Raw genomic sequence first — 16,592 nt, 5'->3', positions numbered from 1 at the left:
CCCGTAAGGTACTCCGAGGAGGATGACGGTTCATGGTCGATCCCCGCTCGACGCTCACCATCGACGCGACGTGCCCGCCCGACGTCTGGCGCTCGCGGTATCCGGAATGGATCGAGGGCGGGTTCTCCGCATGCGTCGTCACCGCCGGCGGCGGCTCGACACTGAGCGCTCTGACCGGAGTCGCTGAGACCCTCCGGATCATCGAATCCGATGACCGTCTGCTGCTCGCCGAGACGGCGGACGACCTGCGCACCGCGCACGAGAGCGGACGCCTCGGCGTCGTGCTGCAGTTCCAGAGCCCGGTGCCGTTCGGGTACGAAATCAGCAACGTGACCGTGTTCCACAAGCTCGGCCTGCGGATGGTCGGCCTCGCCTACAATCGCCGCAACCCGATCGGCGACGGCTGCGAAGAGCCCTCCGATGCCGGTCTGAGCACCTTAGGCCGGCAGGTCGTCGCCGAGATGACCCGCCTCGGCATGCTCGTCGACTTCGCGCACACCGGATGGCGCACCTGCGCCGACGCCCTCGCGCACGCCGGTGGCCCGTGCATCGCGTCGCACTCCAACGCCCATGCCGTGCATGCGCATCCGCGCAATCTTCCCGACGAGATCCTCCGCGGCATCGCCGCCTCCGGAGGCGTGATCGGCATGAACGGGTTCCCGGCCTTCGTCTCGGCGGCGAGGCAGTCCACGCTCGACCAGTTCATCGATCACATCGTGCACATCGACTCGCTGGTCGGCGGCGGGCATGTCGGCCTCGGCCTCGACTACTCGACGATCACGCAGGGCGAATACGACGAGATGATCGCCGGCGGTGACTGGTCGGCCGACAACTACCCGCCGCCGCCGTGGCTGTACCCGCAGGAGATCGAATCGCCCCGTACGATCTCCGCGCTCGCCGATCGTCTCTCCGAACGCGGCTACGCCGACGACGAGATTCGCGGCGTGCTCGGCGAGAACTGGATGCGGCTGTTCGAGCGCGTGTGGGCGGCATGACCGGCGCGATCACGGCGGAGGGCGCCATCGACCCGGCGCTCATCGACCACCTGCGCGCGGAGATGGACATCGATCGTGTGCCGGGTCTCTCGGTCGGAGTCCTCCACGAGGGACGCTGGGCGACAGCCGGCCTGGGTGTCACCAACGTGCACCACCCTCTCGCCGTCGACGGTGACACGCTGTTCCAGATCGGCTCGGTGACGAAGACCTTCACGGCCACGGCGCTGCTACAACTGGCCGACGAGGGCGCGGTCGAACTGCACGTGCCCATCCGCCGGTACCTGCCGGAGTTCCGGGTCGCCGACGAGACCACCTCCGCCGAGGTCACGATCGCGCAGTGCCTTACCCATAGTTGTGGGTTCGACGGAGAGTTCTTCGAGAACACCGGGATGGGCGACGACGCTCTCGCGCGCGTCGTCGCCCGCATGGAGATCCTTGAGGACGCGACTCCGCTGGGTCGCCTGTGGGGCTACAACAACGCCGCGTTCTACCCGCTGGGACGCATCCTTGAGGTCGTCGACGACGACACCTTCGAGAACGCCATCACCCGGAGGATCCTTCGGCCGCTGGGCATGAGCGGGGCCGGCTTCTTCGCGCAGGACGTCGTCTACGGGCGGGTCGCCGTCGGCCACACCGTCGTTGACGACAGCATCGTCATCGCGCGGCCGTGGGCGATGCCCCGCAGCTCCAACCCCGTCGGCGGCCTCATCGCGAGCGCCCGGCACCTCATGACGTACGCGCGGTTCCAGATCGAAGGGCGGGAGCCGACGATCCTCTCCGATGCCCTCCGGACGGCTTCGCACCGGCCTGCCGGCCCCGTCGGCGATGAGCCCGCCATCGGCCTGGGCTGGTGGCTGGAGGAGCGCGGCGGCGTACGGATCGTCTCCCACGGGGGCGGCGCCAACGGACAACCCTGCCACTTCGCGATGGTGCCGGAGCGCGGGTTCGCCATGGCGGTGCTCACGAACGGCTCCGCCGGCGGGACCACCGCGCGCCGTGCCATCGACAGGGCTCTCACGTCGTATCTGGACCTGCCCGTTCCGCCCGCACCGGATGCCTCCATCGATTCCGCCCTCCTGGCCGACGGCGCCGGGGTCTACCAGACCCATCTCGACCGCTGGCGCATCCGGATCGACGACGACGCGCCCTGCATGGAGCACACCGTGCTCGGCGAATGGCTCGACGACCCGTATCCGGCGACGTCCTTCGAGCCGTTCCGGGTCCCGGTCGCGCCCGTGTCGCCTGATCGTTTCCTTGTCGCGCCGGGGACACGCAACGAATCCCTCGCACGATTCCTCCGAGACGAGCACGGGGACGTCGCCTGGCTTCGACACCACCTGCGTACGGCGCCTCGCCGCCCGCTGCCTGACCCGAACACCGCAGTTCCCGACCCCAGGATTGGACCCGTGAAATGAGGAAGCGCACATCACTCGTGGCGGGTGCCCTCGTCGTGCTGTCCCTCGTGATCTCCGGCTGCACCGGCGGATCGACGGACGGATCCGGCGATGACGCGATCGACGCCGTGAAGATCGGCTCGTCCGCCGTGACCACGCTCGACTACACGAAGAGCAACGTCGGCTACGGGTCCGGACTCGGCAGCCTGATGCTCGAGCCTCTGCTGATCATCGACGCCGACGGCGAACTCCAGCCGTGGCTCGCCGAATCGTGGAAGCAGCCGAAGCCGACCGTGTACGAGTACCACCTCCGAGACGGCGTCACCTTCTCGGACGGCACCAAACTCACCGCGCAGGACGTCGTCTTCAGCTACGACTACTACCGCGGCGACGGCTCGGCGAACTCCTACAATTTCCCGTCGAGTCTGCGGAGCATCGAGGCCGTCGACGACCGTACGGTGCGGGTGACCCTGAACGAGCCGAACGCGGCGTGGGCGGTCGTCCCCGCGCGCAGCCAGCTCGGCATCTTCTCGAAGGCGTTCTACGACGCGAACCGCTCCTCCTTCGGGCAGCCGGGAACGGGCGTGATCGGCACCGGACCGTGGGCGCTGGCCGAGTTCGATCCGACGAGCCAGGCGACGTTGACCGCGAACAGCGCGTACTGGGGAGGCGCCCCCGACATTCAGAAGGTCGATTGGACGTTCTTCTCCACCGACACGAGCGCGGCGATCGCCTTCCGTTCCGGCGAACTGGACGTCTACTTCCCCGATGAGAACCGCGCGTTCTCCTCGACCGCGGGCACCGAGCTGATCGCCGTTCCTGGCGCCGGCGACACCGGGAACTTCGTGATGAACGTGCTGGTCAAGCCGTGGAACGACGTCCACGTACGACGCGCGGTCGCGATGGCGCTCGACAGGGCCGCCCTCGTCGAAGCCTGGGGCGGGTTCGCCGAGCCGGCCGACTACTTCATCCCGCCCACGCTGCTGCAGCAGCTTGGCACGGCCGACGAGGTCAAGACCGCACTGGCCGACGTGCCGACGAATGCCTTCGACCTGAACGCCGCAAAGGCGGAGATGGCCGCATCCGCCTATCCCGAAGGCGTCAAGGTCACGATCGCGGTCGCCGACTTCGGCGACTCCTACAGCAACGTGTCGCAGGCGATCGTCGCCCAGCTCGCCGCGATCGGCATCACCGCCGAGTTGAAGGCCGAGTCCTCGGAGGAGAACACCGCCCTCGCGCTCGGCGCCGACCGCACCGCCATCCTCGCCCAGTACGCGACCTACGGGGCCGTATCGGCCGACCCGGGCGACGCGTTCAACTACGCGATCGGAAGCGCGAACGCCACGAAAGGCAACTGGAACGGCACGAACTGGAGCAACGACAAGGTCGATCGCCTCATCGGCGAGGGCTTCGCGACGAACGACCCCGCCAAGCGCCTGTCGATCTATGCACAGATGAACAACGAGTTCGCAGTGAACGTGCCCTCCGTCCCGTTGTTCCAGTTCAAGGAGACCCTCGCCCTGTCCGACTCCCTGCAGTGGACCGGCTTCGACGCGCTGTGGACCTCGCGCGGTCCGTGGCTGCTCGGCATCACACCCAAGAGCTGACCCGCATGTCCGCTGTTACGGTCACGGAACCGGTCGGGGAGCGCAGGCAGCTCTCCGACCGGTGGCCGATTCTCCTGTTCATCGTCCGCCGGCTGGCGGCGATGGTCGTGATGCTCGCCCTCGTCTCGTTCCTGGTCTTCTCGCTCGTGCACCTGGCGCCGGGGAACCCCGTCGACGCCCTGCTCGGCCAGAAGCCGCGCACCCCTGAGACCGTCGCCGCTCTGACAGCGCAGTTCCACCTCGATCGCCCGTTCCTTGAGCAGTACGCGATCTGGGCGAGCGGCGCCCTGCGCTTCGACTTCGGCACAGCGATCCAGTCCGGTCTGCCGGTCATGACGCAGATCGCCTCCCGCCTTCCCGTGTCGATCGCGCTCGGGATCTTCGCGTTCCTGCTCACCATGATCGTCGGCGTGGGTCTGGGCATCCTCGCCGCGATGCGCCGCGGCCGTACCGCGGACCGCGTCACCACGGCATCGGTCGTCGTGGGGCTGTCGACGCCGACCTTCGTCGCGGCCATCCTGCTGCTGTACGTGTTCGCCGTGCTCCTGTCCTGGTTCCCCGCGTACGGCAAGGGATCCGGCGGACTCGACACCCTGTGGCACCTGACCCTCCCGGCGATCGCCCTCGCGCTCGGTAGCTGCGCCTATGTCGTCAAGCACACCCGGGCGGCGATGATCGACGTACTGGACCAGGACTACATCACCTTCGCGCGGGCGCGCGGCTTGTCACGCACCCGCATCCTCCTCACCTATTCGCTGCGCAACGCGCTCATCCCCGTGATCACCATCGGCGGCGTCGTCCTGGGCGGGCTGATCGTGGGGGCGGTGCTGGTCGAGGTGACGTTCTCGATCCAGGGGATCGGCCAACTGCTGGTGCAGTCGGCCGGCGCGAAGGATCTGCCGGTCATCCAGGGCGTCACCATGCTCATCGGCGTCCTGATCATCTCCATCAACCTCTGCGCCGACGTGATCTACATGCTCGTCGACCCGCGCCTCAGACTCGGAAGACGATGACATGTCCGGTGTCTCAGCCAGCACGACCATGAGCGAGGCCGTCTCCACCAGGGGCACCGGCCGTCGCCGTCGTCGCCGCGCGGCGCCGCAGTTCATCATCGTCTGCTGCTTCGTGTTCATAGCGGTCGTCGTTCTGTTCGCGGTGACGGGATCGCTGCTCGCCCCGCAGGACCCCAGCGTGCAGAACCTCTCGAACATCACCGCGGCGCCGTCGGCGGAGCATCTGCTGGGCACCGACGCGCTTGGCCGGGACACGCTCTCCCGGCTGATCGCCGGCACCGGCTCGGCCTTCGTAGGCCCGCTCGTAATCGCCCTGGGATCGTTCCTCATCGGAAACCTGCTCGGGCTCCTGGCCGGCTATCGAGGCGGCCGGGTCGACAGCCTCATCATGCGATGGATCGACCTCATGTGGGCGATCCCCTCGCTGCTGATCCTCGTCGTCGTCGCCGGCGTCGTCGGGGCGAGCTACTGGCCGACCGTGCTGATCCTCGTCGTACTCACCGTGCCTCTCGACGCCCGGGTCGTGCGCGGGGCCACACTGGAGCAGATGCCGCGCCCATATGTCGAGGCCGCGAAGACCGTCGGGGTCTCGGACCGGCGGATCATGTGGCTGCACATCTGGCCCAACGTCGCGCCGATCTCGGTCGCGAACACCTTCCTCGTGTTCGCCGGCTCCGTCGGCATCCTCGCGTCTCTCAGCTTCCTCGGTCTCGGCGTCCCCCCGGGGAAGCCCGACTGGGGGCTCATGCTGGCCGAGAACCAGCCGCTGCTCTTCGTCCAGCCCCTCGCCTGCCTCGCCCCCGCGGTGCTCATCATCCTGACCGCGACATCGATGACGGTGATCGGGGACTGGGCGTATGAACGACTCTCCGAGGAGGGACCACGATGAACGCAGCCGCAGCGACCGTCCCGTCCGCGTCGATCCTGTCTGTCACGGATCTGCGCGTCACCCGGCTCGACGGCGACGATCTCGCCACCGTCGTCTCCGACATCGCACTGGAGGTCGCCCGAGGAGAGTCCGTCGCATTCGTCGGCGAGTCCGGCAGCGGCAAATCCGTCACCGCGAAGTCGATCATGGGGCTCCTGCCCCGCGCCTTGACCGCCGAGGGGCGGGTGCGGCTCAACGGCCGCGACGTCATGGGACTGAGCGAGCGGGAGTGGGGCGGCGTGCGTGGCCGCGAGGTCGGCATGATCATGCAGGATCCGTTCACGTCCCTGAACCCGATCCAGAGGTGCGCCCGCATCATCGGCGAGTCGCTCCCACGCGACGCCACCCTCGACAGGGCGGCGCGACGGGAAGAAGTCGTGCGGCGGCTGGCGGAGGTCGGCATAACCGACCCCTCGGTAGCCGACCGCTACCCGTTCCAGCTCTCCGGAGGCATGCGGCAGCGGGTCGGCATCGCCGCCGCGCTCGCCCGCGACCCGGACCTTCTGATCGCCGACGAGCCGACGACCGCCCTCGACGTCACGACGCAGCGCGGCATCCTCTCTCTCATCAAGCGCATCCAGCAGGCGCGGAACATGAGCCTCATCCTCATCACGCACGACCTGCGCGTCGCCTTCGCGACCTGCGATCGGGTGTATGTGATGTACGCCGGGTCGGTGGTCGAGGTGGCCCGCAGCGACGAGCTCGACCGGGAGCCGCTGCACCCCTACTCGTCCGCGCTGCTGCTCTCGGAACCACCGCTCGACCAGCGCCTGCGCGAACTGGTCGCCATCCCCGGTTCGGTCCCCGCCCCCGACGACGTCGCGGGCGGATGTGTCTTCGCACCGCGCTGCGACTGGGCTCGAGAGGAGTGCACGGCGGGCACCCCCGCATTGCGCGAGATCGAACCCGGCCGGTGGTCCGCATGCGTGCGCATAGCAGAGGTGCGCGCCGACATGGCGCGGGCACGGGATGCCGCCGCACAGGTGCCCGACCAGATCGAGGGGCCTGCCGCGCCGCCGGATGCCGTCATCCGCGTCGAGGTTGTCTCGAAGACGTTCGCGGGGGCACGGATCCCGGCGCTCAACGGAGTGTCGGTCGACGTCGCCGAGGGCGAGTGTGTCGGGATCGTCGGAGAATCGGGTTCGGGCAAGACGACCCTTGCCCGCGCGATCATCGGACTCGAACACATCTCATCGGGCTCGATCCACGTGGCCGGGGTCGACGTGTCGGCCTGGGCGAAACTCCCCGCAGGCGCTGCCCGCCAGGTGCGCAGCGCAGTGCAGATGGTGTTCCAGGACCCGTACTCGAGCCTCAACCCCAAGCGGAGCATCGGGTGGACGCTCGCCGAGGCGGTGCGTACGCACGCGCCGAGGACGACGGATGTCAAGGGAGAGGTCGCACGCCTGCTGGAGTCTGTCGGTCTCCCGGCGGCGACCGCACGCAAACGTCCGTCCTCGCTGTCTGGAGGCATGCGCCAGCGGGTTGCGATCGCCCGCGCACTGGTCGCACGACCCCGCGTGCTCATCTGCGACGAGTCCGTGTCGGCCCTCGATGTGTCGGTGCAGGCGCAGATCCTGAACCTGCTGCATCGGCTCAAGCGCGAGCAGCACCTCGGGGTGCTGTTCATCACGCATGACCTGGCTGTCGTGCGTCAGATCGCTGATCGCGTGTACGTCATGAATCGCGGCCGAGTGGTCGAATCGGGTCCGACCGATCAGATCATTGAGACACCGGCGGATCCGTACACGGTCCAGTTGCTCAAGGCGGCGCCGCGCGCGACGAACGAATGGCTCAGCGACTGAACCAGCGGGCTGGGTCATCGTTGCCGCCGCTCAGGGTGGTGATGGCATCGTCAGGTTCGCCGAGCCGGACCGCAAGTCGCGCCTGATACGCCCGGAATCGGCTCCGTCGATGACCAGCGCGCCTTTCATACCTGTGCGGCGGTGAGAGACAACGAGGCGGGGCTGTCGGGCAGGGCCCTGGCGATGAGCTCGGCGAGGTGGATGCCGGTTCGGTCGGTCGCCTGGTCGATCTGGGTGCGGCAGCTGAAGCCGTCGGCGAGGATGACGGTGTCCGGTGGCGCTTCGCGGACGGCGGGGAGCAGCACCTGCTCGCCGCCCTCCCGCGACACCTGGTAGTGGCCCTTCTCGAAGCCGAAGTTTCCGGCCAGTCCGCAACATCCGGAGTCGAGGACCTGGTTGTCCACCCCGAGCGCGGAGAGCAGTGCGGCGTCCGCGTCGAATCCGGAGGCGGCGTGCTGATGGCAGTGGGTCTGGGAGATGGAGGAGACCTCGACCCGCGGGGGTCCCAGCCCGGCGTCCTGTCCGCGAGCAACTCCACCCACAACGTCACCCGGCCGCGTTCACCGGTCCCGGAGGGGGCGCGGGCGCGAAACCAGGAGAGGAACGTCCGGTCGGCGAACCGCGGGAGCTCCCGCTCCGCCGCGATGCCACCGGCTCGTTTGATCAGCGGGGCCAGCCGGGACGAGGTGACGGCGTTGACCGCCTTCGGCATCCGGGCGGCGATCCGGGAGAGCAGCGGCAGCCAGCCCATCGAGTAGTGCGACGCCGGCCGGAACCTGCGCCGGTAGTGGTGGTACAGGAATTCGGACTTGTAGCTCGCGACATCGACACCGACCGGGCAGTCGACGCTGCACCCCTTGCAGGAGAGGCAGAGATCGAGGGCGTCGCGCACGTCGGTGGAGCGCCACCCGTCGGTGATGACGTCGCCCTGGGTCATCTCGTAGAGCAGCCGGGCCCGGCCTCGGGTGGAGTCCTTCTCGTCCCGGGTGACCCGGTAGCTGGGGCACATGACCCCGCCTTGAGGGGTGGCGGATCGGCATTTGCCGACCCCGACGCAGCGACGGGTCGCCTTCGCGAAGTCCCCGCCGTCGGCGTGGAAGGGGAGCCTGGTGACCAGGGGGAGCGCCGGGCGGTGCGGGGTGACGCGCAGATTTCCGTCGAGCGGCAGCGGGTGCACGATCATGCCTGGGTTGAGTCCGTTGTCCGGGTCCCACACGTGCTTGAAGTGCTCGAACATCCGCATGACCTGGGGCCCGTACATCATGGGCAGAAGTTCCGACCGTGCCTGGCCGTCGCCGTGCTCGCCCGAGAGTGAGCCGCCGTGGGCTGTGACGAGCGTGGCGGCGTCGGTGAGGAATGCGCGGAAGACGCCGACTCCGTGCTCGGTGGTGAAGTCGAAGTTGATCCGCGTGTGCAGGCAGCCCTCGCCGAAGTGCCCGTAGACGGCGCCGGAGAGCCCGTGCCGCTCGAACAGGGACCGCAGCTCGCGCAGATAGGCGCCGAGCCGGGCGGGTGGGACGGCCGCGTCTTCCCACCCCGGCCACGCCTGCGATCCGTCGGGCAGCCGGGTGGCGAGCCCGACGCCGTCTTCCCGGATCCGCCACAGACTCTTCGCCCGCCGGGGGTCGGCGACGATCTCGGCATCGGTGAAGCCCTTGGCGGAACGGGCGGTGGCGACCAGCTCTGCTCCGGCGGCGGGCAGCTCACCGGTTGGGCCGGCGAGCTCGGCGAAGAGCCAGGCCCGCCCGGTCGGCAGGGTCTCGATCGTCGCTCGGGTCTGCGGCCGCGTCACGATGTCCGTGAGTGCCTGGTCCACGCACTCCAGCGCCACCAGACGCGGCTGCCGGAGCAGGTCCGGGACCGCGTCGGCCGCTTCGCAGGCGTCGGTGAAACCGAAAACCACCAGCGAGCGGTCCTGCGGCGCGAGGACCAGCCGGAGTTTCGCGGACAGCACGACGGCGCAGGTGCCCTCGGCGCCGACCAGGGCTCGGGCGAGGTTGAAGCGGTTCTCCGGGAGCAGTTGCTCGAGTGCGTAGCCCGAGACCTGCCGCGGGAAGCGGCCGAGCCGCGTGCGCAGCAGCTCCAGATCGGCCTGGGCGAGCTCGTGCAGCCGTCCGATGAGTGCGCCGCGCTCGCCTCCTTCGGCGATGGCCTGGTCGATCTCCTCACGGGTCATCTCGCCGACGGTCATCACGGTGCCGCGGTAGGTGACGACCTCGAGCTCCACGACGTTCTCCGCGGTACGGCCCCAGGCGAACGAGTGGGAGCCGCAGGCGTTGTTGCCGATCATCCCGCCGATGGTGCAACGGCTGTGCGTCGAAGGGTCGGGACCGAATAGGAGCCCATGCGGGGCGGCGGCGGCCTGGAGGTCGTCCAGGACGATGCCCGGTTCCACGGTGGCCTGGCGAGCCGACGGATCGAGGTCCAGAAGCCGGTTGTAGAAGCGGGAGAAGTCCAGCACTACGCCGGAGCCCACAGCCTGCCCGGAGGTGCTGGTGCCCGCGCCACGGCAGGTGACGGGCAGCCCGAGTTCGCGGCAGGCGGCCACAGAGTTGATCACCTGTTGCCGGGTGCGGGGGAAGAGGACGGCGCGCGGCACCTGCCGGTAGTTGGACGCGTCCGCCGAATACTGCGCCAGCCGACCGGGGTCGGTCGCGACCTCGCCGCAGTCCGCTCGGCGCAGCGAGCGGGCGAGCTCGGCCGGTTCCGGGGCGGAGCCGGTGCGCTCGGTCGAGATGGTCACGTCCCGTCTCCTTCGCTTCCGCCTGATCGGGGAGTGCAAGAGCCAACCATGAGGGGTTCGGCGCCGTCACGCCAAGAGTAAGCAGAATGCTAATTTTTTAAGCTGAGGGCCAGTGTTCCTTATGCTGCTGCCGGGAGAGGGACATGTTCAAGCTGCATCATCTGCTGACCTTCCAGGTGGTCCACCGGACGGGCTCGTTCGCGACCGCCGCGCGCGAGCTCGGGTACACCGCGTCGGCGGTGTCGCAGCAGATCGCCGCACTGGAGAAAGAGACTGGTCTGACGCTTTTCGAGCGTGAGGCACACGGTATCCGGGCGACGACGGTCGCGGACCGCCTCGCCGAACTGAGCCGGGGGATGCTCGCCGACGTCGACGAGTTCGACTACCAGGTGCGACGGCTCGCGAAGGGGTCGAGCGGGCGGCTGCGGGTGGGCAGCTTCACGACGGCGAGCGTCCGTCTGGTGCCCGCTGCGCTGTCCGACTTCCGGCGGCGTCGACCCGGCGTCGAGATCACCCTGGACGACGGCGAGCCGGAAAAGCTGCTCGATTCGCTCACCGACGGGGGCTCGACGTCGCGCTGGTCTACGAGTACGGACTGAGTCCCCGGCAGTGGCCCACGGGGGTCAGGACGCTCGCCCTGGTCAGGGAGGATCTGCTGCTACTGCGCCCGTCCGGCGAGACGGGACCGCCGGACCTGTCGCGGCTGGCCGACCGCCAGTGGATCACCAGCCGGGAGGGCACGGCCGGGGACCTCTCGCTGGCCCGGCTGTGCGCGTTCGCCGGGTTCACCCCCACGATCGCGTTCCGCAGCAACGACTACGACGTCGTACGCGAGTTGGTCGCCCACATGGGAGGTGTCGCGGTCGTGCCCGCACTCGGTCACGTGCCCGACGAACGCATATCCGCCGTGTCGTTGCTGTCGCAAGCGTCTGCCCATCGCACCGTGCTGGCGATCCATCGGGAGGGCAACGCGAACCCGGTGCTTGGCGACTTCCTGGCGGCCCTAAGCCAGGCGGTTCCCCAGGACGCCGACCACCTGCTCGCGCTGTGATCCGGCCGAGGGCCCGCCGGGTCGAGCGGCGGTCGGCCAGGCCGCTTCATCACAGGACACCTCGACCAAGGGCCGGTGAACCGCCCCAGCTATTTGGACCGCCTGGGCGGTGGCGACAGCAGCCGGCAGGCTAACCCGGCGTTCTAGGCCTCGGCCGTCCGGACGTATAGACGGAACGGACGTCATTCAGAAGTTGCTGTAGTGGCCCGCGTACGTCGCTGCCCTGGAACATGCGGCGTACGCCCTTCATGAGACGGGCAATCGGATCGATTTCTTGCTGCCCGAGCGGAAGAATTGACAACGGTGTTGAGGGCCCAAAAAGGGAGGAACCGGCAGGAAAAATCGAGACAAAGGCGGTGGTGCGCCAGGGATTCGAACCCCTGAACCTACGGATTAAAAGTCGGTGGCCTTAGTATCGTTCGATGCCGCAGACTATCTATTTTTATTAAATCGTCTGGATTCGCCGCTGTAAAACTGCCCACTGATGGCACGCGATGTTGCCCTGTATCGCGTGCCAATGAGCAACCGCCGAGCAACCATCAGCTACCCGGCCCAGCTTTTACCAACACGATTTGTGGGCTCTCGGCCTGCGTTTTACGCCGGAGCGTAGTGGGTATCGGGTGAGATCTGACCCACGGTCGGAGCTCTTGGCTGGCCACTCTCCGCCTCGAATCAGGTTGACGCCTGCGCGTACGCGTGGCAATCCAGCGGACTCAGGATAGGTCCCCGGTCTGAAGCATGTCCTGAGCACCGACCGAACCGAGGGTCACGAACTTCGGGCGGCCTCCCGCGCCACCACAGCATCCTGCACGTCAAGGAAGGAGGCCACTGTCGCGTCAATTAGGTCACGAACGAGGTCATTGCCCTCGTCGTAGGCGGCACGAAGGGTGCGGGCGAAGTCCCAGAGGCGGCGGAAGGACTCGCCATGGGCACGCTGGTCCACGATCGGAAGAAGGGGGACCCGGACACGGCGGGGGTCGAAGCGGATACGGTCGCCAAGGGTACTGGCCATGCGAGCAGCCTGCCTGCCGCCGCCAGTGCTGGACAGCACGCCGGCCAAGAACCAGGGATCGAGGGCAGCGGTGTCCGGCCGAATTAGATAGACGCTGGACGATAGATGGACGCCTATGTCCTCACCAGTCGCCACGCGGGCGGTAAGCCGTCGACCGATAAGGGGAACGAGGACATCGCCCTCGCGGATCGTTGGGTTGTGTACCTCATCGATGATGATCTCGTCGGTCCCGGACGGCGGCAGGGCGCGCGCGACGTCCTGGCTAGTGAGAACGCGCCCCTTGGCACGCACACTTACCAGGTCTTTTTCGTTACTAACCGACCGAGGTGCCGCCCGGCGAATAACAAGGGCACCAGTCTGTGCAAGTTCTTCGAGCGATGCGTCGTGGTGAGGCGTGCCGTCGTCGGAGCTGGGCTGGGGAAGTTCTGGTAGCAGCCCGACGAGTCCGGCCAATCGGCTTGCCAGGTCATTGCGCCGGTCGGCCAGGTTTGCCTGTGACATTGCGACCAGTCCAAGAGGTCGCAGATATCGGGCGGGAGTGAGGTCGAACTCCTGACCTTGCAGGTCCGTAATGGGCAGGGATGCCCGGTGCTGAGACCCGCTCCGCTGCGCGCCGTGACGGCGGGCTGCCCGGAGCGTGCAGCGCAGAGGAGCGGCAGACGGGTCGGTCAGTCTTCAACGCGCAGTGCAGCCGCGGCACGGCGTAGGACGTGAGTGCCGGGTGGGAGCTGCTGAGCTTGGGTGTCGCCGAGGGGGTGGAACTGTGCCTGTGCCCCGGCCGGGACGGTGACTCGGAACTCGACCTCGTCGCCGTCACGCGTCCACGCGCTCAGGACCTCACCGTAGGGGGTCCGGATGGTTGCCTGCGCGGATGTGAGTCCACCGCCGATTGACGGTGTCACGCCGATGATGCGGTATCCGGGTTCGATGGGGGTGATGCCGGCGATGTGCTCGGTGAGGAAGCGAGCGACCGAACCGAAGGCGAAGTGGTTGTGGCTCATCTTCGCCTTGCCGGAACGGGTGTAGCCCTCCCATGTCTCCCAAACGGTGGTCGCGCCGCGGTTGACCTGGTAGAGCCATGAGGGGTTCGTGTCCTGCATGAGCAGCTTCCAGGCGACGTCCGGGCGTCCTTCCGCGACGAGCACGTCCAGCAGGAGCGGCGTCGACAGGAAGCCGGTTCCCAGGTGTCCGCCGGCGCGGTCGATCAGTGTCAGCAGACGTTCGAGGGCCGCCGCGCGCTCGGCCGGGTCGAGGAGGCCGAAAGCGAGGGCGCGCACATAGTCGTCCTGCCGATCGGTGCCGATGCGTCCATCGGCGGCGAGGAACGCGGCGCGCCACGCCTCGCGTGTGCGGTCCGCCAGCTCTCGGAACCGCCGCTCCTCCTCCGGTCGTCCGAGGACATCGGCTATCTGGGAGAGGATCCGTGCGGAGTGCTCGAAGTATGCCGTGGCGACGACGGCGCCGCGCCTTCGGCCGTCGATGGCCGACAGGAAGGGGTTCTCACCGGGACGTAGCCACTCGCCGAACTGGAAGCCGGTGTCGACGATGTACCGCTCGATCTCGGGGCGCCCGGTTCCCTTCCTGCGGCGGGCACGGCTGGAGACGCCCGCGGCGCGCCTCTCGCAATGCTCGACCCAGGCGACCATCGAGTCGTACTGGTCGCGCAGCACCTGCACGTCCCCGTAGTACCGGTACAGGGTCCACGGGATCAGGACGCTCGCGTCGCTCCATCCCGCGGCGGTGCCGGCTGACTTGAGCCGCCCGCGCGGGCCGCCCGAGAACGTCGAGAACGACGACGGGATGACGACGGGGATCGTGCCGTCCACCGCCTGTTCGAGAGCGAGGCTGCGAAGGTAGCGCCGCAGGTATGACTGCGCGCCCACGTAGGCGGTGGCCGTCGGCGCGAACACCTGGATGTCCCCGGTCCACCCGGACCGTTCCCGCGTCGGGTCGCAGGTGGAGGTGTCCATGAAGTTCGACCGCAGGGACCATCCGACGTTGCTCCACAGCTGGTTCAGCCGCGCGTCGGAGCTGTGGAACTGCCCGGTCTGCTCCAGATCGGAGGAGATCACGATTCCACGCACGTCCTCAGGCGCGAGATCGGCCGCCAGGCCCTCGACGGACACGTAGCGGAAGCCGTGGATCGTGAACCACGGCTGCCAGAACGCGTCGTCGCCGTCCAGGACCACGACATCACGCTGGTACCACCGGCCGACCGGGAAAACGTGGATGTAATCGAGGTCGAGCTCGCCGTCAGGGCGCTCGATCTCCGAGTGCGCCAGTGTCACCCGGGCGCCCGCCGGCCCGCGGAGCCGGATGCGCACGACCCCGGCGAAGTTCTGACCGAAGTCGACGACCTGCTTGCCCGACGGCAGGCGCCGGATGCGCTGCGGCGCCAACTCGCCGACCTGCTGGACGCGTTCGACGCTCTCAGCAACGAGCGTTCTCGGCTCGGAGAGGACCTCGACGGGCCGGAATCGGGCGGGATGCTCTGCGGAGCGCAGCCAGTCGTCGTCTGGGATCCGCAGGTCGACGCGCTCGCCGGTCTTCGGGTCGGCGCTCGTGATGCGCCCGCCGGCGGCGCGCCATGTGCCGTCGCTGACGGTCACCTGTGTCGTGCCGTCCGCCAGCTCCAGGTGCACCTGAACGAGACCGGCCAGCCGGTCGCCGTACACCGCGCGGTGGTTCTCGAAGCCGAGCGAGCCCCGGAAACGACCGTCGCCGAGCGCAAGGGCGACGACGTTCGCCCCACGAGCGAAGGCGCTGGTCACGTCGTAGGTCACATACTCGACCTCGTGGTCGAACGGCGTCCAACGAGGAACCAGCGCCGTCCCGGTGATGTCGTGTCCGTTGACGAAGAGCCGATGCCATCCCAGCGACGACACGTACGCGCGGGCCCGGACGACGTCCGCGGGCAGCTGCGCTACCCCCCGCAGGTACACGGCCGCCGGGTCCTTCTCAGCGGGCTGGGCCGGGTCGGTCACCCACGCCGCCGACCAGTCCGACATTCGCAGCAGACCCGTCTCGAAGCGCGCCGGCTCGCTCCACGGACCTGGCTCGTCGTACAGCGCTTCCCAGACGCGCACCCGCCATGTGTAAGCGGCACCGGACTCCAATTCGTCGCCACCGTACGACACGCCCGAGCGCTCGGCGCCCTCGACTCGACCGGTCTCCCACACCCGCCGTCCCGTCGCGGCGTCGGGCCCCTCGGTGACCTGCACCTCCCACGCCACCTGATCGGCGGTGACCGCGGGGAGGCGCCAGCCGAACTCGGGCGTGCGCGCATCCATGCCGAGCGGTGCGCGGCGGCCGTTCACGCGAAGGTCGATCGGTGCGGCAGGCATGAGACTCCCATTCCTCGTCGGAAAGACCGACGACAAAGTATTTCATTATCGACAATACATGCGGGTGGAGCGCGTCGCCATCGCCGCTGCCGCCGCGCCTTTCCGGCCCGGCTAGGCTGATGACTCAATCCCCGAAAGGAGGGCCCGTGCCCCGACCCGCGCGAGCACGGCTCGCCTCCCCGGCGGACGCCGAACTCGGCCCCGTCCGGCCCGTAGAGCAGGGCACGCTCCTCGCCTCGCTGTCCACGATCATCTACTGGGCCGACAGCCACGAGGTGCGGGCGGAGATGATGCGCGCCGCCGGATTCCCGATCCCCGACGTGACGCTCTTCCTTGTCGTGAACCATCTGGCGCATCGCGGGGCACTTCGGCCCACCGATTTGGCCCGTATGCTCGGGACAGGGCCATCCAACGTCACCAAGATCATCCATCGCCTGTATGAGGCGGGACTGGTACTGCGCACAGCTGATCCCGACGACGACCGCAGCGTGCTGATCGCGCTGTCCCCAGCCGGCCGTGTGATCGGCCGACGCATTCTCGACCACGCCGCAGACCGCGTCGACGCCATCGTCGACACCTGGCCCGCCGACGAGCGCGAGGCGCTGCGGCGCATGCTCGCCCGTCTTGCCGATGCGGCCATAGCCGACGGGTACCGCCCCGCACCTCACGCCTGAACACAACCGAGGCGTTCCCCTGGCCCTAA

General features: G+C 68.5%; 12 protein-coding genes. 9 read left to right on the top strand and 3 right to left on the bottom strand.

Features of this window, described 5'->3' with window-relative positions:
• Positions 1 to 32: 32 nt before the first annotated feature.
• From KIP79_RS22280 to KIP79_RS22255, 6 genes are read left to right on the top strand one after another with little or no spacing between them, the layout of a single operon-like run.
• Positions 33 to 995, top strand: a complete 963-nt coding sequence (locus tag KIP79_RS22280) for a dipeptidase (RefSeq protein ID WP_214106829.1) — start codon at positions 33 to 35, stop codon at positions 993 to 995.
• Entirely contained in the window at positions 992 to 2,410 is a 1,419-nt protein-coding gene (locus tag KIP79_RS22275) for a serine hydrolase domain-containing protein (RefSeq protein WP_214106828.1), read from the top strand. Before KIP79_RS22280 ends, KIP79_RS22275 begins: the two co-directional genes overlap by 4 nt.
• Positions 2,407 to 3,996, top strand: coding sequence for an ABC transporter substrate-binding protein (locus KIP79_RS22270; RefSeq protein ID WP_214106827.1), 1,590 nt, complete (start codon positions 2,407 to 2,409; stop codon positions 3,994 to 3,996). The genes KIP79_RS22275 and KIP79_RS22270 overlap by 4 nt, the downstream gene beginning before the upstream one ends.
• 5 nt (positions 3,997 to 4,001) lie before the next feature.
• Positions 4,002 to 5,009, top strand: a complete 1,008-nt coding sequence (locus KIP79_RS22265) for an ABC transporter permease (RefSeq protein ID WP_250213641.1) — start codon at positions 4,002 to 4,004, stop codon at positions 5,007 to 5,009.
• A 1-nt stretch (position 5,010) separates the two neighbouring features.
• Positions 5,011 to 5,898: an ABC transporter permease gene (locus KIP79_RS22260; RefSeq protein WP_250213640.1), complete on the top strand. Its 888-nt coding sequence runs from the start codon at positions 5,011 to 5,013 to the stop codon at positions 5,896 to 5,898.
• Positions 5,895 to 7,739 (top strand): dipeptide ABC transporter ATP-binding protein, encoded by a 1,845-nt coding sequence (locus KIP79_RS22255; protein WP_214106826.1) that lies wholly within the window; start codon positions 5,895 to 5,897, stop codon positions 7,737 to 7,739. Before KIP79_RS22260 ends, KIP79_RS22255 begins: the two co-directional genes overlap by 4 nt.
• Here KIP79_RS22255 and KIP79_RS22250 read toward each other — a convergent pair.
• On the bottom strand, positions 7,729 to 10,482 hold the full coding sequence (locus KIP79_RS22250) for an FAD-linked oxidase C-terminal domain-containing protein (RefSeq protein ID WP_308169837.1): 2,754 nt from the start codon (positions 10,480 to 10,482) through the stop codon (positions 7,729 to 7,731). The genes KIP79_RS22255 and KIP79_RS22250 overlap by 11 nt on opposite strands.
• 143 nt (positions 10,483 to 10,625) lie before the next feature.
• On the opposite strand from KIP79_RS22250, the gene KIP79_RS22245 reads away from it, so the two are divergent.
• Positions 10,626 to 11,081, top strand: coding sequence for a LysR family transcriptional regulator (locus KIP79_RS22245; protein ID WP_214106825.1), 456 nt, complete (start codon positions 10,626 to 10,628; stop codon positions 11,079 to 11,081).
• Entirely contained in the window at positions 11,060 to 11,533 is a 474-nt protein-coding gene (locus KIP79_RS22240) for a LysR substrate-binding domain-containing protein (RefSeq protein WP_214106919.1), read from the top strand. The genes KIP79_RS22245 and KIP79_RS22240 overlap by 22 nt, the downstream gene beginning before the upstream one ends.
• 766 nt (positions 11,534 to 12,299) lie before the next feature.
• Here the strand turns inward: KIP79_RS22240 and KIP79_RS22235 are convergent.
• Complete coding sequence (locus KIP79_RS22235) at positions 12,300 to 13,046, bottom strand: hypothetical protein (RefSeq protein WP_214106824.1); 747 nt, start codon at positions 13,044 to 13,046, stop codon at positions 12,300 to 12,302.
• Positions 13,047 to 13,213: 167 nt separating this feature from the next.
• Positions 13,214 to 15,889, bottom strand: coding sequence for an alpha-L-rhamnosidase (locus tag KIP79_RS22230; RefSeq protein WP_214106823.1), 2,676 nt, complete (start codon positions 15,887 to 15,889; stop codon positions 13,214 to 13,216).
• A 146-nt stretch (positions 15,890 to 16,035) separates the two neighbouring features.
• Here KIP79_RS22230 and KIP79_RS22225 point away from each other — a divergent pair, with 146 nt between their 5' ends.
• Positions 16,036 to 16,563 carry a MarR family winged helix-turn-helix transcriptional regulator gene (locus tag KIP79_RS22225; RefSeq protein WP_214106822.1) on the top strand — a complete coding sequence of 176 codons (528 nt, stop codon included), beginning with the start codon at positions 16,036 to 16,038 and terminating at the stop codon, positions 16,561 to 16,563.
• The last annotated feature ends 29 nt before the right edge of the window (positions 16,564 to 16,592 follow it).

This window comes from Acrocarpospora catenulata (assembly GCF_018476525.1).
Lineage (GTDB): Bacteria > Actinomycetota > Actinomycetes > Streptosporangiales > Streptosporangiaceae > Acrocarpospora > Acrocarpospora catenulata.
Note: the sequence above shows the minus strand (reverse complement) of the source record. Positions and strands in the feature narration are given on the sequence as shown.

Excerpts from the sequence above, each read along its gene's own strand:
- KIP79_RS22275 (WP_214106828.1), top strand. The coding sequence starts at position 992 with ATGACCGGCGCGATCACGGCGGAGGGCGCCATCGACCCGGCGCTCATC.
- KIP79_RS22245 (WP_214106825.1), top strand. The coding sequence starts at position 10,626 with ATGTTCAAGCTGCATCATCTGCTGACCTTCCAGGTGGTCCACCGGACG.
- KIP79_RS22235 (WP_214106824.1), bottom strand. The coding sequence starts at position 13,046 with ATGTCACAGGCAAACCTGGCCGACCGGCGCAATGACCTGGCAAGCCGA.
- KIP79_RS22260 (WP_250213640.1), top strand. The coding sequence starts at position 5,011 with ATGTCCGGTGTCTCAGCCAGCACGACCATGAGCGAGGCCGTCTCCACC.
- KIP79_RS22255 (WP_214106826.1), top strand. The coding sequence starts at position 5,895 with ATGAACGCAGCCGCAGCGACCGTCCCGTCCGCGTCGATCCTGTCTGTC.
- KIP79_RS22230 (WP_214106823.1), bottom strand. The coding sequence starts at position 15,889 with ATGCCTGCCGCACCGATCGACCTTCGCGTGAACGGCCGCCGCGCACCG.
- KIP79_RS22265 (WP_250213641.1), top strand. The coding sequence starts at position 4,002 with ATGTCCGCTGTTACGGTCACGGAACCGGTCGGGGAGCGCAGGCAGCTC.
- KIP79_RS22270 (WP_214106827.1), top strand. The coding sequence starts at position 2,407 with ATGAGGAAGCGCACATCACTCGTGGCGGGTGCCCTCGTCGTGCTGTCC.
- KIP79_RS22280 (WP_214106829.1), top strand. The coding sequence starts at position 33 with ATGGTCGATCCCCGCTCGACGCTCACCATCGACGCGACGTGCCCGCCC.